This is a genomic window from Pseudorhodobacter aquimaris (assembly GCF_001202025.1).
Taxonomy (GTDB): Bacteria; Pseudomonadota; Alphaproteobacteria; order Rhodobacterales; family Rhodobacteraceae; genus Pseudorhodobacter; species Pseudorhodobacter aquimaris.
In genome coordinates, this window is sequence record NZ_LGHS01000070.1 from 25,223 (window position 1) to 51,422 (window position 26,200).

24 protein-coding genes and 1 pseudogene are annotated in these 26,200 nt (G+C 60.0%); 21 read left to right on the forward strand and 4 right to left on the reverse strand.

Annotated elements, in window-relative coordinates; all coding sequences use genetic code 11:
* The first annotated feature begins 16 nt into the window (after positions 1–16).
* From thiB to AKU94_RS14525, 6 genes and pseudogenes are all read left to right on the forward strand, one after another.
* On the forward strand, positions 17–997 hold the full coding sequence (gene thiB, locus AKU94_RS14500) for a thiamine ABC transporter substrate binding subunit (protein ID WP_050527980.1): 981 nt from the start codon (positions 17–19) through the stop codon (positions 995–997).
* Positions 973–2,511 carry a thiamine/thiamine pyrophosphate ABC transporter permease ThiP gene (locus tag AKU94_RS14505; RefSeq protein WP_050527981.1) on the forward strand — a complete coding sequence of 513 codons (1,539 nt, stop codon included), beginning with the start codon at positions 973–975 and terminating at the stop codon, positions 2,509–2,511. The genes thiB and AKU94_RS14505 overlap by 25 nt, the downstream gene beginning before the upstream one ends.
* Complete coding sequence (locus AKU94_RS14510; protein WP_050527982.1) at positions 2,498–3,193, forward strand: thiamine ABC transporter ATP-binding protein; 696 nt, start codon at positions 2,498–2,500, stop codon at positions 3,191–3,193. Before AKU94_RS14505 ends, AKU94_RS14510 begins: the two co-directional genes overlap by 14 nt.
* A gap of 56 nt (positions 3,194–3,249) precedes the next feature.
* On the forward strand, positions 3,250–4,101 hold the full coding sequence (locus tag AKU94_RS14515) for a 2-dehydro-3-deoxygalactonokinase (RefSeq protein ID WP_050527983.1): 852 nt from the start codon (positions 3,250–3,252) through the stop codon (positions 4,099–4,101).
* A 96-nt stretch (positions 4,102–4,197) separates the two neighbouring features.
* On the forward strand, positions 4,198–5,433 hold the full coding sequence (locus tag AKU94_RS14520) for an MFS transporter (RefSeq protein WP_050527984.1): 1,236 nt from the start codon (positions 4,198–4,200) through the stop codon (positions 5,431–5,433).
* 70 nt (positions 5,434–5,503) lie between these two features.
* Positions 5,504–6,525: pseudogene (locus AKU94_RS14525) on the forward strand (aspartate-semialdehyde dehydrogenase).
* 60 nt (positions 6,526–6,585) lie between these two features.
* Here the strand turns inward: AKU94_RS14525 and AKU94_RS14530 are convergent.
* From AKU94_RS14530 to AKU94_RS14540, 3 genes are all read right to left on the reverse strand, one after another.
* A complete protein-coding gene (locus AKU94_RS14530; RefSeq protein ID WP_050527985.1) occupies positions 6,586–7,176 on the reverse strand; it encodes a hypothetical protein in 591 nt (196 codons plus the stop codon).
* A gap of 120 nt (positions 7,177–7,296) precedes the next feature.
* A complete protein-coding gene (locus AKU94_RS14535; protein WP_050527986.1) occupies positions 7,297–7,911 on the reverse strand; it encodes a leucine-rich repeat domain-containing protein in 615 nt (204 codons plus the stop codon).
* A gap of 47 nt (positions 7,912–7,958) precedes the next feature.
* On the reverse strand, positions 7,959–8,606 hold the full coding sequence (locus tag AKU94_RS14540) for a carbonic anhydrase (protein WP_050527987.1): 648 nt from the start codon (positions 8,604–8,606) through the stop codon (positions 7,959–7,961).
* Between the two features lie 152 nt (positions 8,607–8,758).
* On the opposite strand from AKU94_RS14540, the gene AKU94_RS14545 reads away from it, so the two are divergent.
* The 15 genes from AKU94_RS14545 to AKU94_RS14615 all read left to right on the forward strand — a co-directional run bounded on the left by AKU94_RS14545 (position 8,759) and on the right by AKU94_RS14615 (position 25,450).
* Positions 8,759–9,127: a hypothetical protein gene (locus AKU94_RS14545; protein WP_232295777.1), complete on the forward strand. Its 369-nt coding sequence runs from the start codon at positions 8,759–8,761 to the stop codon at positions 9,125–9,127.
* A 102-nt stretch (positions 9,128–9,229) separates the two neighbouring features.
* The gene (locus tag AKU94_RS14550; protein ID WP_050528150.1) at positions 9,230–10,606 is read left to right on the forward strand and encodes a leucyl aminopeptidase family protein; all 1,377 of its coding nucleotides are present in this window, start codon (positions 9,230–9,232) and stop codon (positions 10,604–10,606) included.
* Positions 10,606–11,445: a C40 family peptidase gene (locus AKU94_RS14555; protein WP_050527989.1), complete on the forward strand. Its 840-nt coding sequence runs from the start codon at positions 10,606–10,608 to the stop codon at positions 11,443–11,445. The genes AKU94_RS14550 and AKU94_RS14555 overlap by 1 nt, the downstream gene beginning before the upstream one ends.
* A gap of 159 nt (positions 11,446–11,604) precedes the next feature.
* Positions 11,605–12,426, forward strand: coding sequence for a L,D-transpeptidase (locus AKU94_RS14560; protein WP_083445086.1), 822 nt, complete (start codon positions 11,605–11,607; stop codon positions 12,424–12,426).
* Between the two features lie 146 nt (positions 12,427–12,572).
* On the forward strand, positions 12,573–13,412 hold the full coding sequence (gene panB / locus AKU94_RS14565; RefSeq protein ID WP_050527990.1) for a 3-methyl-2-oxobutanoate hydroxymethyltransferase: 840 nt from the start codon (positions 12,573–12,575) through the stop codon (positions 13,410–13,412).
* Positions 13,412–14,251: a pantoate--beta-alanine ligase gene (panC, locus tag AKU94_RS14570; RefSeq protein ID WP_083445087.1), complete on the forward strand. Its 840-nt coding sequence runs from the start codon at positions 13,412–13,414 to the stop codon at positions 14,249–14,251. The genes panB and panC overlap by 1 nt, the downstream gene beginning before the upstream one ends.
* 88 nt (positions 14,252–14,339) lie before the next feature.
* On the forward strand, positions 14,340–15,392 hold the full coding sequence (locus tag AKU94_RS14575; RefSeq protein ID WP_050527992.1) for a GumC domain-containing protein: 1,053 nt from the start codon (positions 14,340–14,342) through the stop codon (positions 15,390–15,392).
* A gap of 1 nt (position 15,393) precedes the next feature.
* Complete coding sequence (locus AKU94_RS14580; RefSeq protein WP_050527993.1) at positions 15,394–16,518, forward strand: hypothetical protein; 1,125 nt, start codon at positions 15,394–15,396, stop codon at positions 16,516–16,518.
* A gap of 18 nt (positions 16,519–16,536) precedes the next feature.
* Positions 16,537–18,471 (forward strand): AAA family ATPase, encoded by a 1,935-nt coding sequence (locus AKU94_RS14585; RefSeq protein WP_050527994.1) that lies wholly within the window; start codon positions 16,537–16,539, stop codon positions 18,469–18,471.
* The gene (locus tag AKU94_RS14590; RefSeq protein WP_050527995.1) at positions 18,468–18,788 is read left to right on the forward strand and encodes a hypothetical protein; all 321 of its coding nucleotides are present in this window, start codon (positions 18,468–18,470) and stop codon (positions 18,786–18,788) included. Before AKU94_RS14585 ends, AKU94_RS14590 begins: the two co-directional genes overlap by 4 nt.
* Positions 18,785–20,134: a DUF6638 family protein gene (locus AKU94_RS14595; protein ID WP_050527996.1), complete on the forward strand. Its 1,350-nt coding sequence runs from the start codon at positions 18,785–18,787 to the stop codon at positions 20,132–20,134. The genes AKU94_RS14590 and AKU94_RS14595 overlap by 4 nt, the downstream gene beginning before the upstream one ends.
* Complete coding sequence (locus tag AKU94_RS14600) at positions 20,131–20,397, forward strand: hypothetical protein (RefSeq protein ID WP_050527997.1); 267 nt, start codon at positions 20,131–20,133, stop codon at positions 20,395–20,397. The genes AKU94_RS14595 and AKU94_RS14600 overlap by 4 nt, the downstream gene beginning before the upstream one ends.
* 13 nt (positions 20,398–20,410) lie before the next feature.
* Positions 20,411–21,061 carry a DUF1523 family protein gene (locus tag AKU94_RS14605; RefSeq protein WP_050527998.1) on the forward strand — a complete coding sequence of 217 codons (651 nt, stop codon included), beginning with the start codon at positions 20,411–20,413 and terminating at the stop codon, positions 21,059–21,061.
* Between the two features lie 24 nt (positions 21,062–21,085).
* Entirely contained in the window at positions 21,086–23,800 is a 2,715-nt protein-coding gene (locus tag AKU94_RS14610; RefSeq protein WP_050527999.1) for a DUF2339 domain-containing protein, read from the forward strand.
* Positions 23,801–23,860: 60 nt separating this feature from the next.
* The gene (locus AKU94_RS14615) at positions 23,861–25,450 is read left to right on the forward strand and encodes a GMC family oxidoreductase (RefSeq protein ID WP_050528000.1); all 1,590 of its coding nucleotides are present in this window, start codon (positions 23,861–23,863) and stop codon (positions 25,448–25,450) included.
* Here the strand turns inward: AKU94_RS14615 and AKU94_RS14620 are convergent.
* Positions 25,447–26,196: a YoaK family protein gene (locus AKU94_RS14620; RefSeq protein WP_050528001.1), complete on the reverse strand. Its 750-nt coding sequence runs from the start codon at positions 26,194–26,196 to the stop codon at positions 25,447–25,449. The genes AKU94_RS14615 and AKU94_RS14620 overlap by 4 nt on opposite strands.
* Positions 26,197–26,200: the final 4 nt, after the last annotated feature.

The window sequence follows — 26,200 nt, forward strand, 5'->3', positions numbered from 1 at the left end:
ATCTAAGGAGATATCGATGAAATACCTGACCCTTGCGGCGCTTGCTGTCTTCGCGCCCGCCGCCCATGCCGAAACGCCGGTTTTGAATGTGCTGACCTATGACAGCTTTACCTCAGAGTGGGGGCCGGGTCCGGCGATTGAAACCGCTTTTGAGGCGATCTGCGGATGCGATCTGGTGTTTTCCGCCGTGGGCGACGGCGCAGAGCTTTTGGCCCGTTTGCAGTTGGAGGGGGCGCGCTCCGACGCTTCTGTGGTGCTGGGGCTCGACAGCAATATGACCGCCCGCGCCAGCGCAACCGGTCTCTTTGCGCCGCACGGGCAAGAGGGCGCGAATGATTTGCCCGTCACCTTCGACGACCCGATCTTCTTGCCCTATGACTGGGGTTATTTCGCCTTTGTACATGATAGCAAGCTGCCCGATCCGCCAAAGTCATTTGAAGAGCTGGCCGCTTCTGACCTGAAAATCGTAATTCAGGACCCGCGCTCATCGACGCCGGGTCTGGGCCTGTTGCTTTGGGTGAAGTCGGCCTATGGTGCGCGGGCGCCAGAGATTTGGGCGGGCTTAGCCGACAATATCGTCACCGTCACCCCCGGCTGGTCCGAGGCCTACGGCATGTTCACCGCCGGTGAGGCGGATATGGTGCTGTCCTACACCACTTCGCCCGCCTACCATCTGATCGCAGAGGGCGACAACTCCAAATCCGCTGCATTATTTGAAGAAGGCCACTATATGCAGGTAGAGGTCGCAGGCAAACTTGCGGCCGCGCCGGAGCCGGGTCTGGCTGATCAGTTTCTGACATTCATGGGAACAGAGACATTTCAATCCATCATCCCGACAACCAACTGGATGTATCCCGCCCATATGCCCGCCGCAGGACTGCCCGATGGGTTCGACCAGATGATCACCCCGCAAAAGGCGCTGTTGATGACCGCGGATGAGGCGCATGCCGCCCGCACACAGGCGCTGGACGAATGGCTGAGCGCGCTCTCTCGTTGACCGCAGCGGGGTTGGCGGCGGCGGTTATCCTGCTTCTGCTGACCCCGCTTGGCGCCTTGGGTCTCTCGCTGAGGGGGTTTTCGCTTTCGGGGGCAGAGCTTGCAGCCCTGCGGTTTACGCTTTGGCAGGCTGCGCTGTCAGCGGGGATTTCGGTTATTCTGGCGGTGCCGGTGGCGCGTGCCTTGGCGCGGCGGCGGTTTTTCGGGCGTGGCGCCTTGATCGCCACTTTGGGCGCGCCTTTTATCTTGCCGGGGATCGTGGCGGTGCTGGGGTTGCTTTCAGTCTTTGGGCGTGCGGGCTGGGTCAACGCGCTTTGGGGCGCGCTCGGGTTTTCGCCCTTTTCGATTTATGGGCTGTCGGGTGTGGTTCTGGCGCATGTGTTTTTCAATATGCCGCTGGCGGTGCGCATGATCCTGCATGGTTGGCAAGCCATCCCGGCCGAGCGGTTTCGCCTTGCGGCCAGCCTTGGCTTTTCGCCCTCGGCCATCCGGCGTCACATCGAGGGCCCGATGCTGCGTGAGGTTCTGCCGGGGGCGGCACTGGTGATTTTTGTGATCTGCCTGACCAGTTTTGTGGTGGCCCTTACCTTGGGCGGCGGGCCGCGTGCCACTACGATTGAGTTGGCGATCTATCAGGCGCTGCGCTTTGATTTTAATCTGCCGACCGCCGCGCGGTTGGCGCTTTTGCAGTTCGGGCTTTGTGCCATCGCCTATGTCGTGGCAACGCGGATCAGCCTGCCTTCCGGTTTTGGCGTGGGGGCCGACCGTCAAGGGGGGCCACCTGCGCCGACAGGTTGGCACCGGATTGCGGATGTTTTGGCGATCACCTTTGCTGCCATGTTTTTGGCCTTGCCGCTGTTGGCAGTTGTGCTGAACGGCTTGCCGGGGATGCTTGCATTGCCTTCGCAGGTTTGGGCGGCGGCCCTGCGGTCGATCCTGATCGCGCTTGGTTCTACCGGGCTGAGCGTCGCGGTGGGGCTGGTCCTTGCAATGGCTGCGGCGCGTGGCAGGGGGTGGCCCGCATTGGCGGCGACTTTGCCTCTTGCGGCATCCTCATTGGTGTTGGGGACAGGGTTATTTCTGATTTTACAGCCCTATTTTCGTCCTGCCAGCCTTGCGCTGCCGGTGACCTTTATCATCAATGCCACGCTGTCGCTGCCTTTTGCCTTTCGCATTCTGGCCCCTGAGGCATGCAGTCTTTACGTTGATTACAACCGTCTTTCCGCCTCGCTGGGGCTGACGGGTTGGGGGCGTTTGCGCTGGGTGGTTCTGCCGCGGCTGGCGCGGCCTTTGGGTTTTGCGGCGGGGCTTGTGGCCGCCTTGTCGATGGGAGATCTTGGCGTGATCGCGCTCTTTGCCGGTGAGGGGGAGGCGACGCTTCCGCTTTTGGTTCAACGCTTGATGGGGGCGTACCGGATGGAGGTGGCGGCAAGCGCCGCGCTCTTGCTGGTTTCCCTCTCCTTTGCTCTTTTCTGGGCCTTTGACCATTGGGGGCGCCGCTATGCTGCATCTTGACCGACTGACAATCACTCAAGGCGATTTCCGCCTGACTGCCGATTGGCAGGCCGCCAAGGGCGCGCGCATTGCAGTGATTGGCCCCTCCGGTGCTGGCAAATCCACGCTTTTATCGGTGATCGGCGGGTTTTTTGCCGCACATTCGGGGCGGGTGCTGTGGGATGGCACGGATTTGACACCGATGGGGGCGGCCGCGCGCCCGATTACCACCGTGTTTCAGGATCAAAATCTGTTTCCGCATTTGACGATTGCGCAAAACCTCGGGCTGGGGATTTCGCCGGATCTGCGTTTGACAAAGGGCGATCATGCGGCGATTGGCGCGGCTTTGGACCGTGTGGGCCTGTCTGGGATGGGGCCGCGCAAACCCGCACAGCTTTCGGGCGGCCAGCAAAGCCGCGCGGCACTGGCGCGGGCCTTGTTGCGCGCGCGCCCGATCCTGCTGCTGGATGAGCCTTTTGCCGCCCTTGGCCCTGCCCTGAAATCCGAGATGTTAGGGCTGGTGTCCACCCTGGCCGAGGAAACCGATGCTTGTGTCCTGATGGTCACACATGACCCGCAGGACGCGCTCAGCTTTGCGCCGCTGACCTGTCTTGTTGCAGGGGGCGTTGCCCATGCGCCACAGTCGACGCCGGATCTGTTGCAGAACCCGCCGCCGGAACTGGCCGCCTATCTTGGTAACTGAGTTCCCATGTGGCAGCAGCAGTGTTAAGGGGGCAAAACAACAGGAAAGGGGATGACATGACCCACGGTACACAGACCAGCCCCGACTGGATTGCAGTTGAGTGCACCGCTGCGCATATGCGCGCAACGGCGATGGGCACGGAGGGGCCCTTGGCCGAGGCTAAGGGGGATATCGGTGACGATGCCGAGGGCGCACTGTTGCGCCTGATCGCACCTTGGCTGTCGGCGCAGACGGTTCCGGTTATTGCCTGTGGTTGGAATGAGGCTCCGTATCGCGCGGTTCCTTGCACGCCTGTCGATGCGGCAACTCTGGTGGATATCCCGACCTCTGATACGCGGATTTCCTTGCAGATCGCCCCCGGCCTGTCCCAAGCCAACCCCGCCGATATGATGCGTGGCGAAGAGGCGATGATTGCCGGTGCCTTGGCGTTGAATCCTGATTTTGACGGTGTGATCTGCTTGCCCGGCGCCCACTCCAGATGGGTCCATGTCAGCGCCAAAGAGGTGGTCAGCTTTCAGACCTTCCTGACGGGGGAACTGTTCGCCGCGCTCTCGCAGCATGATGATGCGCCTGACGGTTTTGATGCTGCGGCCTTTGAAAAGGCGCTGTCCGATACGCTTTCGCGGCCAGAAAGGCTGGCGGCGCGGCTGTTTTCCCTTCGGGCCGAGGCTGTGCTTGCAGGGCTTTCGGCGCAGGTGGCGCGCAGCCGTTTGGCGGGGCTTTTGATCGGGGCGGAACTGGCCGCCGCCAAGCCCTATTGGCTGGGCCAACCGATAATCCTGATTGGCGCGCCGGGGGAGTGTGACCATTATGCCCATGCGTTGCGGCAACAAGGCATCACAGCGGCCATGCTGGATGCGGGTGATTGCACGCTTGCGGGGCTGTCCAGATTGCGCGGTGCGCTTTGACGGGGGGCGCCCCCAAATTGCTACCCTTACAATTCAATGATTGACCGTTGCCTTGCCTATCCGCAAATTTGCGCACCACTGTAACGGAGAGCGGCAATGACCAAATCCCCCCTGTTCACGCCGGTCCTGATTGCCGGCTGTGCGATCTTGATGATCAATTTTGCGATCCGCGCCAGTTTTGGCGTGTTCCAGATCCCGATCGCGACAGAGTTCAACTGGCTGCGGTCGGATTTCTCGATGGCGATTGCGATCCAGAATTTGGCGTGGGGCATTGGCCAGCCTGTCTTTGGCGCCTTGGCGGAACGGTTTGGCGACCGTCGCGCGATTATTGCAGGCGCACTGCTTTATGCGGCGGGGCTGGTGCTGTCATCTATGGCGGTGACGCCGGGGCAGCATTGGCTGCTGGAAATTCTGGTGGGCTTTGGCATTGCGGGCACGGGCTTTGGCGTGATTCTGGCGATTGTGGGGCGCGCGTCCTCGGCTGAAAACCGCAGTCTGGCGCTGGGGATTGCCACAGCGGCCGGTTCGGCGGGGCAGGTGTTTGGCGCCCCCAGTGCCGAGATTTTGTTGCAATTTTACAGCTGGCAGACCGTGTTCGTGATCTTTGCCGTCGTCATTCTATGCGTGCTTTTTGCGCTGCCATTTTTGCGCGCCCCGATCACGGCCACTAAGCAGGAATTACAAGAAAGCCTTGGCACGGTCTTACGCCGCGCGTTCAAGGACCCGAGCTATACGATGATATTCCTCGGCTTTTTCTCATGCGGGTATCAGCTGGCGTTTATCACCGCGCATTTCCCGGCCTTTGTGACCGAGATGTGCGGGCCGATCAACCAAGCGGGGTATCTGGCGGCGATCGGGATTTCATCGACCTCGGCGCTGGGGGCGGTGGCGATCTCGGTGATCGGGTTGGCCAATATTGCGGGGGCGATCTATGCGGGGTGGCTGGGCAACCGCTATTCCAAGAAATACCTGCTGGCGGGGATTTATACGGCACGAACGGTTGCGGCGGCCGCCTTTATCCTGATGCCGATGACGCCCGCTTCGGTCTTGGTGTTTTCCTTGGTGATGGGCTCTTTGTGGCTGGCGACGGTGCCGCTGACATCGGGGTTGGTCGCGCATCTGTTTGGGCTGCGCTATATGGGCACGCTTTACGGTTTTGTGTTTCTAAGCCACCAGTTGGGGTCGTTTATGGGCGTCTGGCTGGGTGGCAAGATGTATGATCTGACCGGCGATTATACGTTGGTCTGGTGGATCGGCGTTGGCGTTGGTGCCTTTTCGGCGCTTGTGCATCTACCGATCCGCGAGCAGCGCAGCGAACTGGCCACTGCGTAAAGTGGTGCTTGGCCCTTCCCCTCGGGGCTGCTTTGGGGTATGGCGCGGACGGACATAAATGGAGGCCATGATGGGCTATAGAGTCGCTGTCGTTGGGGCCACGGGCAACGTGGGCCGCGAAATGCTGAATATCCTCGCTGAGCGGGAATTCCCGGTGGATGAGATTGTGGCGCTTGCGTCGCGTAAATCCATGGGAACAGAAGTCAGTTTTGGCGACAAGACCTTGAAATGCAAAGATCTTGATACCTTTGATTTCACCGGTTGGGATATGGCGCTTTTTGCCGTCGGCTCTGATGCGACCAAGATTTATGCGCCCAAGGCGGCGGCTTCGGGCTGTGTGGTGATCGATAACTCCAGCCTTTACCGCTATGATCCGGATGTGCCACTGATCGTGCCAGAGGTGAATGCCGATGCGGTGCTTGGCTATCAGAAAAAGATGATCATCGCGAACCCGAACTGTTCGACCGCCCAGATGGTTGTGGCGTTGAAGCCTTTGCATACCGCGCGACGATCAAGCGGGTTGTGGTCTCGACCTATCAATCCGTGTCGGGTGCGGGTAAAGAGGGTATCGACGAGCTTTGGGACCAGACCAAAAGCATCTATAACCCGACCGACGACCAGCCCGCCAAGAAATTCACCAAGCAGATCGCCTTCAACGTGATCCCGCATATCGATGTTTTCCTCGATGACGGTTCCACCAAGGAAGAGTGGAAGATGGTCGCGGAAACCAAAAAGATCATGGGCAAGGATATCAAGGTCACCGCAACCTGCGTGCGGGTACCGGTCTTTGTCGGTCACTCCGAATCGATCAACATCGAGACCGAAGAGTTTCTGGACGAACATGAGGCCCGCGATATCCTGCGTGAGGCGCCGGGCATCATGGTTGTCGATAAGCGCGAAGATGGTGGCTATGTAACGCCGGTGGAATGTGTCGGCGATTTCGCAACGTTCATCAGCCGCATTCGTCAGGACAGCACCATCGATAACGGCCTCAACCTGTGGTGCGTTTCCGACAACCTGCGCAAGGGTGCTGCGTTGAACGCGGTGCAGATCGCCGAGGTTCTGGGTCAGCGCTGCTTGAAAAAGGGCTAAACCCTCTGTGACGGATCTATCTTGAAGCCTCGCCCTTTCGGGGGCGGGGTTTTCTTTTGGTTAGCCGATCCATCCGCGCAGAACCTGCATCATGTTGGTGAACCAGCCAGAGGCGCTGCCTTGGGCGATCTGCAACCAGCTTGCGATGAGTGTTTCATAACTACGCACCCAATCGATGAAGTAATGCTTCAAAATCTCTTTGCCGCCGCTTTTGGTGACCGCTTTGATCGCTCTCCCAAAGGCCCCGAGCATATTCCACAGCCTCGCCCGCAGGGTTTTCTCACCTATCTCGGCGGATGGCCCTTTGCCCTTTGCGGCGGCAAGATCATCTGCCATCGCGGCTTGATCTTCGGCGTCCAGCGCCAATGGTCTGTTTTCAAGGCTTTGAACCAGCGGTTCGGCGGCCGCGATTTCCTCTGGGCGGCGTTGACCGGTTAGGCCTGCCAACATCTGCGCGTGAATATCGGCGGCATTGGGAAAGCCTATGAAAAACAGCCCATGCGTTTCGACCAGATCTTTCAGGACGGCAGTGATCAGCGGGGGCATCATGTCATTCAGACGGCCAAGATTTTCGGCCTTTGCATCGGCCTCATAGGCCACACGCAGGGTATTGCCTGCCGAATAGAGCCGCTTGAGGCGTATTCCGGCCAAGGGCTTGGCAATCTGGGTGCGGTAATGTTCTGCCGAGCGGCGCAGCCCGGCCCATTCGTTCGAGGCGCCGATTGCCTCAATCAGGGTTGCGGCCTTATCGACAAGGTCTTCGCGCAGGCCTTATTGATCTTCGTCCCCGCCAAGCGGCGCGCTGTCTTGGGACCGCATCGGGCCATCAGGCGGCAGGACGTATCCGGGGGCCAGTGGCGCATCGGCCACGACGTCCCCCGGCGGCACCCAGCCTGCGTCGATCAGGTCCAGAAGGGCTTGGGCGCGTCCTTGGCGGCGTTTGATCATTGAAATTGCGGCAATCCGCTCGTCTGATTTGGCCGCAGTGCAGTGGTCAAATGCTAAATGGTAACGATCTGATGCTGCTGCCTTGCTTGCAAAGTCGCGTAGTGGGCGTATGTCGGAAATCTGGGTCTCGTTGAGATGCAGTATTCTCAATATGTCCAATGTGTTGATGTGGGACAGTGCCGCTTCTGTAATTGGCGTATAAGAAAGGAGCAGTGAGTCCACATGGGGAAGATTACGGAGAGGCGCGATGCCCGCATCTGTGAGGCGGGTGCTATTGAAATTGAGATGCACCAGCCCGGAAAGCTCGGCAATGCTAGGGGGCAACTCTTCGAGCGCTTGGGTTTCGCCTCCATTGAAGTCGAGGTCCTCGTCACCATCCCGCTTTGCCTTCGCGATCATCCGTTCGGCGGCGGCATAGGCTTTTTCTGCGTCTGTCATGCGCGGCCTTTTTTGCGGGCGGTCGGGGGCGGGCCCCGACCCTTACCTTAGATTTTGACAAAACCGCCTTTGGTCGGGTCGTATTGTTCCAGCGCGCCTTCGCCCACATCGGTCCAAAGGCCGTGAATTGTCAGACGGTCATCCTCGACTGCGGCTTTCACAAAGGGAAAGGTCATCAGGTTTTCAAGGCTTATCAGCACCGCTTCCTTTTCCAGCGCGCGGGTGCGATCAGGCTCATCAATCTCTTTGACCCGCTCATAGCCGGGGCGCAGGATATCCATCCAGCGGCCCACAAAGCTGGAGCTTTCCAGCAGTTCGGGTGCATTGCCGCTGCACATATCATGACAGCCCTTGACCCCGCCACAGTTGGAATGGCCCAAAACGACGATATGAGCGACCTTGAGCGCCTGCACGGCATATTCGACCGTGGCCGAGGTGCCGTGATTCTTGCCGTCCGGCGTATAGGGCGGCACGAGGCTTGCGATATTGCGGTGGATGAAAAACTCGCCTTCATCCGCGCCGAAGATCGAGGTGACATGTACGCGGCTGTCACAGCAGGAAATCACCATCGCGCGCGGGTGTTGGCCAGATTCCGCCAGTCGCCGGTACCACGCCTTGTTGTCGCCATAGGTCGTGGCGCGCCAGCCATGATAGCGTTGGATCAGATAGCTGGGCAGCGGTTTGGCGTTATGCATAGGGTGCTCCTTGAACAAGTGGTGGAGTATTAGAGGCTGGTTTAGAAAAATTCGAGAGGTTTCATGCTTGGGCGGCAACCTTTTCTTCAGGTCTTTTGGTCAGATTGGCCGTCGGTGTGTTGGAGTATGAGGGTGAAATGAGTGCAACGATAATGAAACTTAAGCCGAATGACCGGATTTGCCAGGACGCAGAGCCGATCGCCCTGATTTATCGGTCAATGGGCACGAAGGTTGCCGAAGAGGTTGTAAGCCGTGCGTTGAACGAACTTACCTTGTCGATATCCGGCATGGCACAGCAGGTAGAGGGCAAGGATCTGATGACCCTTGCGCGCCAGCTGCGTCGGCTGGAGCGTATGGCCACGCAACTGGGGTTGGTAAGCCTTAGTCGCGTTGCGCTTGATGTGCGCAACTGTCTGGAGGGAGAGGATGTGACCGCATTTGCGGCTGTTTGGGCCCGGTTCTTGCGGGTTGCCAAGCGGTCTTTGGCCGCCGAGAACGGTGCGCTCGACCAGCAGATCTAGGCACCGGACAGAGAAAAATGGCGCAGGGCCGGTTTTTGGGTTTCGGTTCCGGGTTGAAACGTCCTAGGGTCTGCGAAAATGCCCAAGGATGGAACTTCTGAAATGGTTGAATTTGCCCCTGCTGACTGTGCCTCTCGTCCGATCCATATTGTTGCAGAGGAGGTTTTGGGTGATTGGCTTGCCACGCAGTCGGCTACGGTACAGGCATGGTTGACGACGACCGGCTTCAAGGCGGGGTTGGGACAGCTTGCATTGCTTCCGGGGGATGATGGCGGGGTCGGTGCGGCTGTGCTTGGCTATGGCACGTCAAAGGCACGGGCGCGTAGCCGGTTTGGCATGGCGACGTCTTTGCCTGCGGGGGATTGGCATTATCAGACCGATCTGACGGGCGATGCTTTGGATGAGGTGGTTCTGGCCTGGCTGTTGGCACAATACCGGTTTGACCGTTACCGCAGCACTGACAAAGAGCAGCCGCGTCTGAAAGTCCCCGCAGGGGTGGACGCTGCGCGCCTGTTGGCCATGGCTGAGGGCGAATATCTGACGCGTGATTTGATCAACACCCCTGCCAACGATATGGGGCCGCAAGAATTGGAGGATGCGTTTTGCAAGCTGGCTGATCGACACGGCGCCAACGTGCAGGTGACGCGCGGTGATGATTTGCTGGCGCAGAACCTGCCTATGATCCATGCGGTCGGGCGCGCCTCACCCCGCGCGCCGCGGTTGCTGGATATGCGCTGGGGCGATGCAGGCCCCCAAGTGGTGCTTGTCGGCAAGGGGGTGTGTTTTGATACCGGCGGGCTGGATATCAAACCGCCGGCCAGCATGTTATTGATGAAAAAGGATATGGGCGGCGCGGCGACGGTGTTGGGCCTTGCGCATATGATCATGGCGTTGGGCCTGCGGTTGCGCTTGCGGGTTTTGGTGCCCGCGGTGGAAAATGCCATCGCTGGCTCTGCGATGCGGCCGGGGGATATTCTGACCTCGCGCAAAGGCTTGACGGTGGAGGTGAATAACACCGATGCCGAGGGGCGTCTGGTTCTGGCCGATGCGCTGGCGCTGGCCGATGAGGGCGAGACCGATCTGGTAATTTCCATGGCGACCCTGACGGGGGCGGCGCGGGTTGCGGTCGGGCCGGATCTGGCACCGTTTTTCACCGATGACGAGGGTTTTGCCTCAGCCCTTTCCACGGCCGGGATGCAGGCGCGCGACCCTGTGTGGCGCTTGCCGCTTTGGCCCGGCTATGAGGCGATGATTGAGCCGGGGATTGCCGATCTGGACAATGCGCCTGCGGGTGGTTTTGCGGGTGCCAGCACGGCGGCCCTGTTCTTGCGGCGTTTCGTCGATAACCCCGCCTATGTGCATTTCGACATCTACGGGCATCAACCGACAGCCGCCCCCGCGCGTCCCAAAGGGGGCGCCGGGCAGGGCGCACGGGCGATTCTGGCCGCCTTGCCGCAGATGCTTGGAAAGGATTTGTAATGAACGCACCTGTCTTTGACCGGCGGTTGACGCTTGCGAATGAACGGGTGGCCGATATCGCCCTTCAGGGGCAGGTTGCCGCCCCCGCCTATGCCGATGCGATCCCATGTGAGGTTGCGGTGCCGGTGGTCGATCTGTTGCGCAGCCCCGATGGCCCGCGTGACCGCCAGCTTTTGCTGGGCGATGGCTTTGATGTAATTGAATACCATGAGGGTTTTGCTTTCGGGCGGGCCGGCAAGGACGGCTATTGCGGCTATATCCCCGAAACCGCTCTTTGTGCGCCAACAGGGGCGACGCATTGGCTTGCCGCCCCCGCAAGCCATCTTTATTCCGAGCCGCGTGCGCAGGCACCGCAATCGGTCGGCATCAGTTTCGGCACCCGTCTGCATGTGGTTGATCAGACGGGCGCGTTTACCGAAACCCCGCACGGTTTTGTGCCGACGGGCCATTTGCAGTCTTTGGGCAGCTGGTACAACGATCCAGTTGAGGTGGCGCGGCTGTTTCTGGGCACGCCCTATCTTTGGGGCGGCAACAGCCATTCCGGCATCGATTGCTCTGGCCTGATACAGCTCGCGCATCTGGCCTGCGGGATCGCCTGTCCCGGTGACAGCGATATGCAAGAGCGTATGGGTCAGGCTGTGCGCGAAGGGGAGGCGCCGCGGCGTGGCGATCTGTTATTCTGGAAGGGCCATGTTGCGATGATGGTCGATACAGAGCTGATGATCCACGCCACCGGTGCCTTCATGGCCACCGTGATGGAGCCCGCAGCCGAGGCGATCACCCGCATCCGGCACAATGGCGGCGGTGAGGTGACAGCGCGGCGCAGGCCAAGGGGCTGACTCGCCTGCCGACAGATGGCTTTTGTTGGCCGATTTGCCGCAAACCTGCAAAAAATGTCCTAAACGCCCCCTTTTCGGGGATTTTACGCCGCTAGGCCTTGACCTGCGCCTGTGGAAATGGCCGTTCTGGACAAAATGAACCAAGGAAGAGATCGCCGCGTGACAATTGCTCCAGTAAACCGCCGGACTTTTTTATCTGTTGCGGGCACCGCCCTTCTGGGGGCCTGCGCCAACAGTCAGGCGATCATCCCGTCAGCCGGATTTATCGAGGGCTATGGCCCGGTCTATGACAGTGGCTATGCCTTGCCGGGCATCCCCTCAACCTATCTGGGCGGGGTGAACCGCCGGATTACCGGCACCTATCTGGGGGAACAGCCCCCCGGTACCATTGATGTCGATCCCTATGCCAAATTCCTGTATTTCGTGCGCGAAGGGGCCAATTCCGTGCGCTTTCCGATCGGCGCAGGTCGGGCAGGGCGCAGCTTTTCCGGCGATGGCGTGATTCGGGTCAAGAAAAAATGGCCGGGCTGGACACCGACCAAGAACATGCTGCGCACCGAGCCGGAAATTTACGGGCCGTTTGCACGCGGTATCCCCGGCGGTTTGCGCAGCCCATTAGGCGCGCGCGCGCTCTATCTCTATCGTGGCGGGCGCGATACCTATTACCGGATCCACGGCACCAATGCGCTTGATTCCATCGGGAATTCCAGCTCGGCCGGTTGTATCCGCATGTTCAATCAGGATGTGATCGCGCTTTATGATATGGTGCCGTTGGATACCCGTGTTCACGTCCGATCTGAGGCGGAATCACTTCGGGTGGACCCCGAGAATTTCAACCGCGGCGCAGAGGTTCCGGCCGAGCGCGTCGATCCCGAGCTTGTCTATGGCGACGAGGCGCTTGCCAATGATCGCAGCCCGGTTTTCGATGATCCGCGCGACGGTATGGTGCCGGGAATGGATGCGGGCAACGTCCCGCTTTGATGGTGGGGCAGGGGGTGCGCGCAATCTTGTGACCGCCCCTTTGCAAGGCAATTAACGGGACCGCCACGCAAGATTATTACTGGTGGAGCATTGTCTCGGCCTGTATAAGGCGGCTTCCATCCCTCTTGAAGGAGCGCAAGAGAGACATGAGCGCAAGTACACCCGTTCGCCCGACCCTTCCGGTCGATATTTTGGCCCGCAAAGGGGCCGATCCGCTGGTCTGTTTGACCGCCTATACCACCCCTGTGGCACGGCTTGTGGATCTGCATTGCGATGTGGTTTTGGTGGGCGATAGCCTTGGCATGGTGCTTTACGGGCTGCCCTCCACGCTTGGCGTGACGATGGAGATGATGATCGCACATGGTCAGGCGGTGATGCGAGGGATCAGCCATGCGATGCCGGTGATCGACATGCCTTTCGGCAGCTATGAAGAAGGCCCGCAGCAGGCCTTTCGCAACGCCAGCCGCCTGATGGCGGAAACTGGTGCCCCTGCGATCAAGCTGGAAGGCGGCATTCATATGCAGGAAACGATTGCATTTCTGACCGCGCGCGGCGTGCCGGTGATGGCGCATATCGGCCTGACGCCGCAGGCGGTGAACACGCTGGGCGGCTATAAGGTCGTGGGCCGTGATGATGAGGCCGCGCAAGTAATGGCCGATGCCAAGGCGGTACAGGCGGCGGGGGCATTCTCGGTCGTGCTGGAGAAAACACCCCAAGGGCTGTCAGAGCGGATTACGCAGGCGTTGACCATTCCCACGATCGGCATCGGGGCGGGCGTCGGCTGTGACGGGCAGATTTTGGTGGTGGATGATATGCTGGGCCTGTTCACCGATTTCCAGCCCAAATTCGTGAAACGTTATGCGACACTGGGCCAGACCGCATCCGGGGCGATTGCCGATTATGCCGCCGAGGTGCGCGCCCGTGCCTTTCCGGGGCCAGAGCATGGCTTTGCCGATGTCTTGCCTGCAAAAGGTGCAAAGAAATGATGCCGCAAATTGTGCGGAATGTGTCGCAGTTGCGTGAGATTGTGGCGGGGTGGAAGGCTGATGGCGATGCCGTTGGCGTGGTGCCGACCATGGGGGCCTTGCATGACGGGCATCTAAGCCTTGTGCGGGCGGCTAGGGGCGATTGCGCGCGGGTGATCGTGACGATTTTCGTCAACCCCAAACAATTCAACGCCCCCGCTGATTTGCTGAAATATCCCCGCACCGAAGAGGCGGACGCCGCTTTGCTGGCCCCCTTGGGCGTGGATGTGGTTTTTGCACCACCAATTGAGGAGGTCTATCCCTCCGGCTTTGCGACCACCGTTTCAGTTTCGGGGATTTCTGACCCTTTGGAAGGCGCGCATCGTCCTGGCCATTTCGACGGGGTGGCAACGGTCGTGGCCAAGCTTTTCGGGATGACGGCGGCGGATCGGGCCTATTTCGGGCAAAAGGACTGGCAGCAATTGCAGGTGGTGCAACGGCTGGTCGCGGATCTGAATTTGGCGGTCAAGATCACCGGATGCGAAACGATCCGTGAGGCCGACGGTTTGGCGATGTCCTCGCGCAATGCACAGCTTTCAACCGACGCGCGGGCCTGTGCGCCGGCCTTGCACGCCGCCATGCAGCGGGCGGCGGCGGCCATTCGCGGCGGCGCGCCGGTGCCATTGGTTATGAAGGCCGCGCGGGCCGAGGTGCTGGACGCAGGCTTTGATGAGGTGGAATATATCGAGCTACGCTCTGCGCTGATGCTGGAGCGGGTTTCGCAGCTTGACGGGCCGGTGCGTATGTTGGCAGCAGCCATGATCGGCGGTGTACGCCTGATCGATAATATCGCGGTGTAACTGCTGTTGCTGCGCTTTTTTACCAGTGGGGCTGGAATCGACCGGGCCTTCCGCCCATATTTTATGAGTATTCACATCGGAGGCCTATATGGCAGATTTCGACAGCAAGATCCGCGAAAGCCAAGATCAGGTGGCAAAGGTGCAGAGCAAGATCTCTGCGATTACCAGCCAGATCGAGGCGGGCGACACCGCTATTGATGTGGAAACCGCCACGCTGGAGGATGTCCACCAGCACACCGATTTGATGAATGCCAATATCGCCGATCTGATCATGGGGCTGGATGATGTTACGGCGGGGTTCAGCCGTGATTTCGACGAGATGCGCAACAAAACCGGGATGGAAAGCTTCATCGGGATTTTCTCTAATGCAAAATCGGAATCGATGCGGCAGGAACGGATGCGCAACGCCTCTATCGATGACAAGCTGCAGGATCTGATTGCGAAATCCGACATTATCGTCAAGCTGTTGCAGGGTCAGCTGGATATGCTGAATGCCCAGAAGGCCAGTGTGGAGGCCAATCTGACCGGCACGCTGACGGACCGCGAGGCGACCGTGGCCAGCCTTGAAACCCTGCGCGCCGAGATCATGGGGATGGACCCACAGATCATCGCCCTGGAGGGCAAGATCAGTGTCGAACAGGATGCCGCCAAACGCACCAAACTGGAAAGTGAGCTGGCCGCGCTCAATACCCGCTATAACGCGCTGGTGCAGCAAGAGCAGGTCGATCTGGCGAAATCCCAGACGCTGGAGCGTTATATCGAAAAGGGCAAAACCTGGATGGACAGCCTGCAAAATCAGGCGGCGACCCAGATGGTTCTGATCAACAAGCTGCAAACCGATACCAAACAGCGGGTGGTGCTTTATGATGCGCTGACCTCCAGCCTCAAGACCGCGCAGCAGCAGGATGTGGCGCATCGCATCAATGAAATTGGCGTTAAAACCGATCAAGAGGCGCAAGCCGCTATGGCCGCCATTGGCACCGCCACCAACAACCGGATGGCCGATATGATGGAAGCGCACGGCGACCATATGGTATTCGCCCGCAAGGTTCTGGAGGCGAAGGCCAAGGCGGATGAACGTTTTGCGCGGCGCTTTGCCTCTATTGTGGAAAAACACGACAAGAACCAATACGGCGGGTAATGTGAACGGCTTAACCGACGATCACGAAGAGCTTTACGACGCGGCCATCATCCGGCGTTACTTCGACAAGTTTGACAAGATCACAGGCCATCTGGGCCGCGTCGCCGCCGAGTTGGAACGGGACGGCCAGCTTTCGCGTTTGGACGCGCGGGTGATCGGGGGGTATATCGGGCGGTTGAACCTGACGTTTCAGGCCTTGGGCTATAAATACCTGATGACCGGGCGGGTTGACGGGCCTTTGCCGGGTCAGCTCACGTTTGATCGTCATGAAAGCGGCTTTCCGATTGCGCAGGAATTGCTGGTCATGGCCAATGACGCCCAGCAGGCCGAGCGGTACTTGTCGCAGCTGCCCTCTGAGGTGGAACTGAAAGATGAGATGATCCGCCAGATCGTCGGTGAACTGGTGATCCCGACACGGCTGCAATTCACCCTGTCGCAGCGGCTTTACTATGAAGCCCTGATGCAAGGGACACCGTTCTGGGCGCGCAATGATCCCGACGTGCAATGGTTGGGCGAGGATCGTGGCCGCCGTTCATGGCTGGTGCATTGGGCGGTTTACGACACGCAAACCAATCTGCCGGTGATTTATCTTTTAAATGTTGAGGATAGCGGCAAGACCTCTCTGCCGCGCGACGACCGGCGCTGGCCGCAGATGCAGGCGCATCTGATGGCGCAATCGGTGGACGGGCTCAAGCTGGTGACGATTGCCAAGGGGTTTGACACCGATTTCGACGATCTCCATCCCAAGCGGTTGCGGCGTATCCATCTGGGGCCGATGTATTCCAGCAGTTTCACGCTGCAATCGGGGCCGATTTCCGATGTTCTGGCGGCGGCGCGCCCCGAGGCGGGGCAGGATTGGGCGCTGGTCTGGACCATCGAGGATTTGCTGGCCGAACGTGAGGAAACCGTGAAAACGGGGTGGTTTTCCTCGGTTGAGCGGCAGGTTTTTGCCTCTGGCCCGTTTGGCGGGCCGGGGTTGGCAGATATTGGCGCGACGGCGATGACGCGGATGCTGATCATGCCCGAACGCCCCTATCAGGCGCTGGCCGAAAAGCGCCCCGCGGGTTTTGCCGATGTGCGCAAATTCGTGGTCGGGGCCGGTGGTCGCATCATTGCGCAGCGGTAATTGCAAGGGAATGCAGGAATGACAACACGCGACACGATGGAGCTGCGCGAAGAGGATATCACCGCGCATTACCCCGCCGCCACCGCGATGCTGACGGGGCTTGACCACACGCCGCGCATTGCCTCTGCGCGTGCCGAGGCACCGCGGGAAAGATCGCCGGGCGTGACGGTGGGCGCGCGCCGGTTCCGCTCTACCACGCCGGGGTTGGTGACGCGCCCGACCGCGCGGGCCGAGGGGGTGCGCCTGTTGGACCGGATGGCCCAGGATGATGACCCGCTGACCTCGCCGCTTCAGGCCACGGTCGCGCAGGGCTTGCGCCGCGCCTTGGCGATTGCGCTGGCGGTGGGGGGGGAATACGCGCGCCAAACCCCTTTGGCGGAACTGAAGAAGGCCAATCTCGAAGGCCGCCTCCCCACCCCTCGCAAGCTCGAATTTACCGAGCTGTTGGCGGCAGAGGCCTTGGCCGTCCTGTATAGTTTCGCCAATGCCACCGCCTTTTTGCTGGCGCCGCATGCCTCTGAGCATGTGGTGGACATCGGCGCGGCGGAGGAGTTGCTGACCGATAACGCCCCCCTTGCCCTGCACGGCGCGATATGGGAACTGGATCAAAGCATAGCCGCCTACGCACAAGATGACGCAAGCCTTGTCGCCACGGTGCTTGCCTATGCCGAACAGCTGATGGCCAGCGTCGCCCTGCGCGGCCAAGACGCCCCCCGTATCGCGCCCTTTACCGCCGCGAGTTGGCGGGTAGAGGCCGACAACCTGACAATCGCAGGGTTCAAACCGGCGCGGGCCGCGCGTGGCACCGCGCTGACGATGACCTTCAAAAAGCCCAATGAGGTCGTCGGCAACCATATCGCCAAGCATCAAGCCCTGCGTCTGGCCAAGATGCTGATGGCCTATGACTTTGACCGCAAGCTGAACCCTTTTGCCGAGATGGGCGGTTTTGTGTTCACCTTTATGGGCGATGGCGCGCCGGGGACGGGGAAAACCACGCTGATCCAGATGATGGCGGGCTTGCTCAATGATTATTGCAAGGTGGCGGGGTATCCGTTCCGCTATCAAAATTTCTCCATTGACCAGATCGACAGCTATCAGGGCAAATCGGGGCAGAACGCCAAGGCTTTTATCAGCAACATTCTGGACCCTGCGGTGATCGGTTTCGGCACCATTGACGACATCGACCAGATCGCGGGCAAACGCGGCAACAAGCAATCCTCGGCCGGGCAACAAGAGGTCACGGCCGTGTTCATGGAGGCTTTTGCCGGTGCCAATACGGTGGTGCGCGGCAATTGCACCTTTGGCATGTTCTCCAACTATCCCGAGAATGTCGATGATGCCCTGCGCCAACGCGCCGCCGCGCGCTTTTTGGTCGATGGGCCGCAAACGCGTGAGGATTACATCGATATTCTGGCCCTGTTGATGGGCAAGAACCACGATATCCCCTTGGGCGCCCATGACCTTTTTGCCGCCCAAGAGATGACGCGCGCCGTTGCTGCCAGCTTTGAGGGCCACGCCCGCCCGCATGAAGAGGGCCTTTTGCGTATATGGGAGCGCATCACCCGCGAAATTGGCCCGCTGGATACAATTGCCAAACTGGGCACCTATCTGAAGGCGATTCAGGTCGCCGATCCGCGCTTTACCGGCCGTGCGATCAAGAATATCACCGATGCGGTGAAGGTGCGCGCGATGGATTTCGAGCTGCCGGATGAATGGATGGAGGCGCCGGATCTGTTCTTGTTTAAACCCTATGATGAAAAGCTGGCGATGATCCGGGATATGACCCGCAAGATCACGGTGGATATGGTGGTGCAGGAAATCAACCGCTATGCCGATAGCGAGTTCCGCTATGCCGATAAATCCGATGAGGCGGCGATCACCAATATGGTCCGCGATTTCGCCCGACAGGAAGAGGCCAAACGGCGGTATCTGGCAGGAAAGGCGCAGTCATGACCTTTGTGATCCTGTTCGCGGTTATCCTTGTCGCTTTTGCCTATATCTCATTTGTGATTGTCCCTTTGGTGACCCGCCCTGCGATGCTCTTTGACAAGGGGCCGATTCATGCGCGGATGATGGGACTGTTGCTCTGTGGGGCGTCTGCGGTTCTGGTAATGTTTGTGTTCAACCCCGATGAGATGGCAACGCTTCGCCCCCGGTTTTGGGAGGCGGCAGGGCTGGCGGGGTTCTCGGCCATCTTCTGGGTGCCGTGGTATCTTTATGCCTTTGGGCGTGCTGCTGCCAAGGTTAATGCCCTGAGGGACAGCCAATGAAGCGCCTGATCGAAAAGGGTTTGATGTTCGGCAATCTGGTAGAGGTGTCTTCTCCGGCGTTGATCGACCGTTATAACCGCGCGCTGGCGCATCTGACGGGCAAGCGCACCGAGTTGACCGATTTCCACATCGACATTTCCGGCTTTAGCCCCGAGGTGGGCGAGGAGCTGGGCGATGACCGCTACCTCAATCCCAATGGCTGTAACCGACAGTTCATCCTGCTAACAACGGCGCAGAAAACCTCACCCTTGCTGAATGTGACGTTCTCCACCTCTCGCGGGATCTTGCGGCAGTTTATCGAGGCCAATGAGGCGCAGCTCTTCGCTCTTACCGCCCGCGATGCCGTGGCGGGGGAATTGGCCAATAGCGTCTTTGAGGTTTCCACCCCCGACCGCCTTTTGGACATGCGCCGCATCACCATTGAGGCCGATACAATCGGTGGCCATGTCGCGGATGCGGCCAGGCTGGGGCAGATGATCGACCGTTTCCGCAAAGAGCCTGCGGGTTGGCGCGATGACGTGTTGATCGCCGAGATGATCGGCATGGCGAAAAAGACCGGCGATGTGACGCGGGTTCCGATTGCGCTGCCCAAGATGAGATTCGAGCAAGCGAATTTCTGGACCTCGCATTTCGGCGGGCTTTATGTGTTTCGCGATGTGAAACTGCCTGCGGTGATCTCGGTTGTGCCGCAAAGTGGGCTGGACGGTTTGGTGATGACCATTGCCGAGCGCAATCGCATTGCCGATTGGCTGGAACGCTGCGGGCTGGTGGAGCCTATCGTAAAGGCGCGGGGCATGGATAGCGCGGCGGTGCTGCGCCAGAAAATGGATTTCATTCTGGTGGATGCGGCGGATGCGCTGAACCTTGATCTGGGTCTTGCCACGCGCAACGACCTGCGCAAGACCGCCCGTCAGCTTGGCGCGGCCCTACCGCAGGAGTTTCAGGGTCTCTCGCGGCTTTTGGCCTGGGTCGAGGGGGGCGGTGACTGGCCGCGCATCACGTCCGAGCATCCGGCCTATTTCTATACCCTGCGCGCGCGGCCCCATGCGGACCGTGATCTTGTGAATATGCTTTTGTCCCAGCTTGCGCCTTTGGATGTGCGGCAGATGTTCATCACCCATAAAGAGCTGTTCTATAGCAGCTATGCCACCTGGTCGGACCGCAAGCGCGGCTATATCGCGGATTTTCTGGAGCGGGAGTATATGGTGGATAAAGCCGGTGCCCGCCGCGCCCTTTTCGGGGCAGAACCGGCGATGGATGAGGCAGAGCGCGCCGCGCCCAAAGCCAAATCCCGCAGAACGCATCTGGCAGGGCCTTGGGGCCCGGCCCGCAAAGGGAGACGATGATGGGGTTTTTCCGGCTGGCCTTTTTTGGCTATATCGCCCTGACGGTGTTGTATTTTCTGCTCAGCATCTATTCCAGATCCACCCAGCGCGAAGAACTGGAAAAAGAATGGGATGCCGAGCAGGGCCCCGGAGAGCGGGAAGCCTATATCGAGGCGGGCATGGCCGAATATGACAGGGGTTTGCGTAAGAAACTGATCTGGCTTGTCTATGTCCTTCCGACGCTGGCCGTGATAGCGGCCATTTATCTATTGAATTTTGCCTGAAAGGGACCCGCCAATGCGCTATGTAAAATGGACATTCCTTGCAATCATCGCGTTGCTATTGTTTTCCTTTTTCCACTACACCCTGCCGCAGAGGGATATTGCGCGGGTGGTCGGCACGGAAAACCGCCGCATTGATTTCGGTGAGAATTCCTTTTTCTGGGCCAGCCCGGATGTGGGCAATGCGGTCGATAAAAACCGTGATGTGTTCTTCATCCAGACCTTTCGCAGCAACGGAAAGCCGATGGTCTACCGCAATGAGGATACCGGCTGGGGCTGGCCGCCCTACTTCAAGCTGGACGGTTCCAACCTGCAGACCGAGGCACAGAATATGATCTCCAGCGCCGATAACCCGCGTTGGGTGGCGATCACGCATTACGGCTGGCGCAATGAATTCATGAGCATCTTTCCCAACGCCATCAGCATGCGTCCCGTTGAGGGGCCGGACGTCAAGGTTTTCCCGTGGTTCAACGTGATTTTCTTTATCGTTCTGGCGGGTGTTTTGCTTTTGCTGTGGCGGATGTGGGCACAGTTTCGGGAACGTACCATTGACCCCACGCTGGAAAGTATCGGCGACACCTTTGATGAGGTGGACGCCCGCGCCGACGGTCTTTGGGCGCGCTTCAAGGCATGGTTGGCAAGCTGGACGGGCAAGTCCGGCCGCTAATGCACGGCGGTACGGGGATACGTTATGGGCGAGCTTGAGATTCTGTTGACCCTTGCCGCAATTGCGGTGCTTTTGGTTGTGGTGATTGTCCCCTACCTCTTTATTTCGCATCTTGGCCTAAAGGCGCGGTTTCGCAAGTTGGAGCAGTTGGTCGCGCAACTACAGGCCGGTGCTATGAGCAATCCGGAGGCGGCCGCGCCTCCCGCCGTGCCGTCCACCGATTCATCCGCTATTCAACCGGCCAAGGCGGCATGGCCGGTCCCCCCGCCCGCGTCTGAGGTGGAAGATCATCCCGCCCCCGCCTTTGTCTTCAAGCCCGGTCTGATTGGCGGGGTTTTTGCATGGCTGCACGAAAACTGGGTCTTGGCGATTGCGGCGGCCTCGCTGGCGCTGGCGGGCCTGTTCATGGTGCAATATGGTGTCGAGAACGGGCTTTTGACACCGTTCTGGCGGGTTGTGGCGGCGCTAGGCTTTGGCGCGGTGCTGATTGCCGCCGGAGAGGTTATTCGCCGCAGGGCGGGCGATGAGGTTGGGGCCACACGGTTTTTGCCCTCTACCCTGTCTGGTGCGGGGATTGTCGTGCTTTATGCGGCGGTGTTTTCTGCCCGTGCGCTTTATGATCTGACGGGGCCGGGAACGACCCTTTTGGGGTTGGCGGGGGTCTCGGGCTGCGCTTTGATATTGGGCTGGTTTTACGGGCCGGTTCTGGCGGCGGTCGGCGTTTTGGGGGCCACGCTTGCCCCCTTTATGACGGGCAGCAATTCGGATAGCGCGTGGATGGTGCATTACTATCTGGCGATGGTTGCGATCGTGGCGCTGGGGATTGACACGATCAAGCGCTGGGCTTGGGTTTCGGTCTTGGGGCTGATTGTGCCGATGGGCGGCATGGCGGTGCTCTATCTGGCGCGGGGCGCTGATCTGCATTTTCTGGCAGGTGTCATGATTGTGGCGCTGGCGGCCTTTGCCATCCCCGAACGCGGCTTGATCCCGCGTCAGTCTGGGGCAACCATGTTGGATATGCTGCGCAGCCGAGGCAAGATTGTGCCTGCGTTCCCCACAAGGGTGGCATTTGGCGCAACGCTGGCCGCCGGTTTGGCAGCCCTTTGGGTGCAGTCGGACGCAACCTCTGCTGATACGGTTTGGTTGGCGATTTTCGCGCTGGCGCTCTTGTTGGTTGCCACCACGATCTGGACCAAGGAGGCGCCTGCTCTTTACGATCACGCGCTTATCCCCGGCGCGGCGTTCCTGGCGGTGATCGCGCTGGAGGCGATTTATTACGGTGCACTGTTTCGTTACTTTTATACGGCGGGCCTGACGGTTGAGGCAGGACCCGCCCCGGCCATCCCCCAAACTGTCTGGGTTTTGGCGGGGATGGGCGCTGTGGGAAGCTGTCTGATGTTTGCACGGATGCAATGGGCAGTAGGGCGTGACCCCGGTGCGGCCAGCTTCTGGGCGCTGAGTGCGGCGGTATTCGCCCCGGCGACCGTGCTTGTGCTTGAGTTTCTTTGGGTGCCCGCTCCGCTGTTGGGGCAATACCCCTGGGCGCTCGCCGCAATTGCGATGGCGGGGTTGATGGTGTTTTTCGCGACCCGCACGGCCTTGGGGGATGTGGGGGCACCCTTGCGCACGGGGGTGTTTGCCGTGGCAGCGCTGACACTGATCACACTGGCATTTTTCCTTGTGTTGACCAAATCCGCGCTGACGGTGGCCTTGTCGGTTATGGTGCTGGGCACGGTCCTGCTGGACCGCCGCCATGCCCTGCCGCCGGTATCGCTTTTCATCCAAATCGCGGTTGCGATCATCACGTTCAGGCTGGTCATCTGGCCGGGGCTCGATTGGGCGGCGGGCTGGGATTACGCGGATCAGGCCTATTTGACTGCCTATTTTGAGGTTGCCTTCGCCTTTCTTGGCCCGCTTGTGCTTTTGGGCATTGCATGGCAATTCTCGCGCATACGACGGCCCAAAACCGCGCTGGTGCTGGAAAGCGCATGCTGGACAATCCTTGGTGTATTTTTGGCGGTGACGCTGTTGCGCGCCGCCCCGCGTGCCGCAAGCGACAGCCATTGGGTCATGGGTCTTATGTCGACGATCTGGGTCGCGCTGACGCTCAACCAGCTCTATCGGATGCGGGGTGGCAACCGGTTCATGACCTTGTTGCGTGCTTTGGTTGCGGGGGCCTACGGGCTTGCAGCACTGGGCACACTTGCGGTGTTGTTCACCTTTTCCAACCCGCTGACGGCTTATGATGAGATTATCACCGGCCCGCCGGTTCTGGACAGTCTGGCGCTGGCCTTTCTGCCCTTGGCGGCGGTGTTCGCGGTGGCGGCGTGGAAGATCACCCATATAGGCCGTCGTCTGCGCATCGGGTTCATCCTTGCCGCCAGCCTGTTTGCGACCGCCTATACAGGGATGGAAATCCGGCGGTTGTGGCGCGGGCGTGATCTGACCGTGCCGGGGTTTTCGGACCCCGAGCTTTACACCTATACGCTGGCCATGCTGGTCGCGGCGGTGGCGCTGTTGATCTTTGCCTTTGGCAAACGGTCTGCTGTGTTGCGCAAGGTGGCAATGGCGGGGGTTGCCCTGACGGTGGCCAAGGTATTTTTGGTCGATATGTCTGGGCTTTCGGGGTTGATCCGGGTGTTTTCCTTTATGGGGCTGGGCCTGTCGCTGGTGGCGCTGACATGGCTTAACCGCAAAATGACGGCACAATGGGATCGCAAGCCGCAGACCCAAAGTTAGGCATTTCACCCCCCTGCTATTTCGGGTTATCGTGGCCTGTGGGAAAATAGGGGGGCATTCATGCAGCGTTTTGACTACATCATCATCGGGGCCGGTGCGGCGGGCTGTGTGCTGGCCAACCGCTTGTCAGAAGACCCTGAAACCTCGGTGCTGCTGTTGGAGGCGGGGGGGCGTGACACCCACCCTTGGGTGCATATTCCGGTGGGCTACCTGTATTGCATGGGCAACCCGCGTGCCGATTGGTGCTTCAAGACCGAGGCCGAGCCGGGGCTGAACAACCGCGCGCTGAACTATCCGCGCGGTCGGGTGCTGGGCGGCTGTACGGCGATCAACGGTATGATCTATATGCGCGGGCAGGCGGCCGATTATGACGGCTGGCGGCAGATGGGAAATGCGGGCTGGGCGTGGGATGATGTCTTGCCCTATTTCCTGAAATCCGAGGATAACGGCGTCCTTGAAGACGATGCGCATTCCTCGGGCGGTGAATGGCGGGTTGAGGGACAGCGCCTGCGGTGGGATGTGCTGGATGCCTTTCAAGAGGCGGCTGATCAGGCGGGGATCCCCAAGACCGACGACTTTAACAAAGGCGACAACTTCGGTTGTGGCTATTTTCAGGTGAACCAGCGGGGCGGTTGGCGTGTCAGCTCTGCCAAGGCGTTTTTGCGGCCCGCGTTGAAGCGGCCCAACCTGACGGTGCAAACCCATGCTGTTGCGCAGAATGTGATATTGGACGGGCAGCAGGCTACAGGCGTGGCCTATACCGAGAACGGCACCCCGCGTCAGGCGCATTGCAATAAAGAGGTGATCCTCTCGGCGGGGGCGATCGGCTCTCCGCATGTTTTGATGCTCTCGGGGATCGGCCCTGCCGCGCATCTGGCCGAGCATGACATCGCGCCGCTGCATGATCTGCCGGGTGTGGGGCAGAACCTTCAGGACCATTTGCAGATCCGCACCGTGTATAAGGTCTCCAACACCAAAACCCTGAACCAGATTGCGGGCAACCTGTGGGGCAAGGCCAAGATCGCGGCGGAATATGCGTGGTCACGCTCTGGTCCGATGTCGATGGCCCCGAGCCAGCTGGGGGCATTCGCCTATTCCAGCCCCGACAAGGCCACGGCCGATCTTGAGTATCACGTCCAGCCGCTTTCCCTCGACAGCTTTGGCGCGGATCTGCACAAGTTTCCGGCGATTACGGCCAGCGTGTGCAACCTGCGCCCCAGCAGCCGCGGTACGGTTACGCTGCGCAGCAACTCGGCCAGTGATGCCCCTTGTATCGCGCCGAACTACCTTTCGACCCCGGATGACCAGCAAACCGCGATCAATGCCATTGCGGTGACACGCAAGATCATGGCCCAGCCTGCCTTTGCCCCCTTTGCCCCAGAGGAACATCTCCCCGGCGCGCAGGTGACAGAGCGTGAGGCTCTGTTGAAATCCATCGGCGACATTGCGACCACGATTTTTCACCCTGTTGGCACTTGCAAGATGGGTGATGATCCGATGGCCGTTGTCGATGCGCAGCTTAGGGTGCATGGGCTTGCGGGCTTGCGCGTGGTTGATGCCTCGATCATGCCGACAATCGTGTCGGGTAATACCTCCAGCCCGACGGTGATGATCGCCGAGAAGGCGGCGGCGATGATCAAGGCGGGTTAGGGCGCGCTGCGGCGGTGTCGCACCAAAAGCGGCACCGACAGCCCCAGCAGGACCAGTGCGAGTGGCATCGAAAAGAAGAACCCGACGTTGTTATAGCCGATCGCCCCGACCACCCCGCCGATCAGGAACGATAGGACCAGAGCCAGCAGGGTCTTGACCTTGCCCCTGTCGGCGGCCACGCCGGTTTGTGGTGACAAGATGCCAAAGCCGGCGCGGCCCAGCTCTATACCGATATCGGTGACAAGGCCGGTGACATGGGTCGTGCGGATCCGCGCATCCGATATTTTGGTGATCGTCGCGTTCTGCATCCCCATCGCAAAACACAAAAGCGCCAGCGCAAAGGTCAGCCCCGCCGTGCTGGTCAGATAACCCGCCCAGGAAAAGCCGAACAGCAAGCACCCCTGAAGTGCCATCGGCAGGGCAAATTTCTGACGCCGTCGGCGCAGCCTGGCCCAATGAATCATGGCGGTGCTTGTGGCAGACCCAAGGATAAAGGCCGCGATGGCACAAAGGCTGACCAGTACAACCTTGCCGTTCAGCACCGCAATGTTATCGGCCAGCGTCGAGACATAGCCCGTCATATGTGAGGTATATTGCCCCAAGGCAAAGAACCCCCCCGCATTGGCCGCCCCCGCAATCGTGGCCAGCACCACCCCCAGCGCGAAGTCACCGTTTCTGGACCGCCTGATCCCCAAAAGCGTATTGAAAAGCGCCAGCCTTCTTACCGTCCGCCGCCGTTCCTGCATCCTC

Bases quoted from the DNA above. Each gene is read 5' to 3' on its own strand.
- AKU94_RS14575 (WP_050527992.1), top strand. From the start codon at position 14,340: ATGGCAGATTTCGACAGCAAGATCCGCGAAAGCCAAGATCAGGTGGCA.
- AKU94_RS14590 (WP_050527995.1), top strand. From the start codon at position 18,468: ATGACCTTTGTGATCCTGTTCGCGGTTATCCTTGTCGCTTTTGCCTAT.
- AKU94_RS14555 (WP_050527989.1), top strand. From the start codon at position 10,606: ATGAACGCACCTGTCTTTGACCGGCGGTTGACGCTTGCGAATGAACGG.
- thiB (WP_050527980.1), top strand. From the start codon at position 17: ATGAAATACCTGACCCTTGCGGCGCTTGCTGTCTTCGCGCCCGCCGCC.
- AKU94_RS14520 (WP_050527984.1), top strand. From the start codon at position 4,198: ATGACCAAATCCCCCCTGTTCACGCCGGTCCTGATTGCCGGCTGTGCG.
- panC (WP_083445087.1), top strand. From the start codon at position 13,412: ATGCCGCAAATTGTGCGGAATGTGTCGCAGTTGCGTGAGATTGTGGCG.
- AKU94_RS14600 (WP_050527997.1), top strand. From the start codon at position 20,131: ATGATGGGGTTTTTCCGGCTGGCCTTTTTTGGCTATATCGCCCTGACG.
- AKU94_RS14615 (WP_050528000.1), top strand. From the start codon at position 23,861: ATGCAGCGTTTTGACTACATCATCATCGGGGCCGGTGCGGCGGGCTGT.
- AKU94_RS14585 (WP_050527994.1), top strand. From the start codon at position 16,537: ATGACAACACGCGACACGATGGAGCTGCGCGAAGAGGATATCACCGCG.
- AKU94_RS14595 (WP_050527996.1), top strand. From the start codon at position 18,785: ATGAAGCGCCTGATCGAAAAGGGTTTGATGTTCGGCAATCTGGTAGAG.
- AKU94_RS14510 (WP_050527982.1), top strand. From the start codon at position 2,498: ATGCTGCATCTTGACCGACTGACAATCACTCAAGGCGATTTCCGCCTG.
- AKU94_RS14610 (WP_050527999.1), top strand. From the start codon at position 21,086: ATGGGCGAGCTTGAGATTCTGTTGACCCTTGCCGCAATTGCGGTGCTT.
- AKU94_RS14535 (WP_050527986.1), bottom strand. From the start codon at position 7,911: ATGACAGACGCAGAAAAAGCCTATGCCGCCGCCGAACGGATGATCGCG.
- AKU94_RS14620 (WP_050528001.1), bottom strand. From the start codon at position 26,196: ATGCAGGAACGGCGGCGGACGGTAAGAAGGCTGGCGCTTTTCAATACG.
- AKU94_RS14550 (WP_050528150.1), top strand. From the start codon at position 9,230: ATGGTTGAATTTGCCCCTGCTGACTGTGCCTCTCGTCCGATCCATATT.
- AKU94_RS14545 (WP_232295777.1), top strand. From the start codon at position 8,759: ATGAAACTTAAGCCGAATGACCGGATTTGCCAGGACGCAGAGCCGATC.
- AKU94_RS14515 (WP_050527983.1), top strand. From the start codon at position 3,250: ATGACCCACGGTACACAGACCAGCCCCGACTGGATTGCAGTTGAGTGC.
- panB (WP_050527990.1), top strand. From the start codon at position 12,573: ATGAGCGCAAGTACACCCGTTCGCCCGACCCTTCCGGTCGATATTTTG.
- AKU94_RS14505 (WP_050527981.1), top strand. From the start codon at position 973: ATGGCTGAGCGCGCTCTCTCGTTGACCGCAGCGGGGTTGGCGGCGGCG.
- AKU94_RS14605 (WP_050527998.1), top strand. From the start codon at position 20,411: ATGCGCTATGTAAAATGGACATTCCTTGCAATCATCGCGTTGCTATTG.
- AKU94_RS14540 (WP_050527987.1), bottom strand. From the start codon at position 8,606: ATGCATAACGCCAAACCGCTGCCCAGCTATCTGATCCAACGCTATCAT.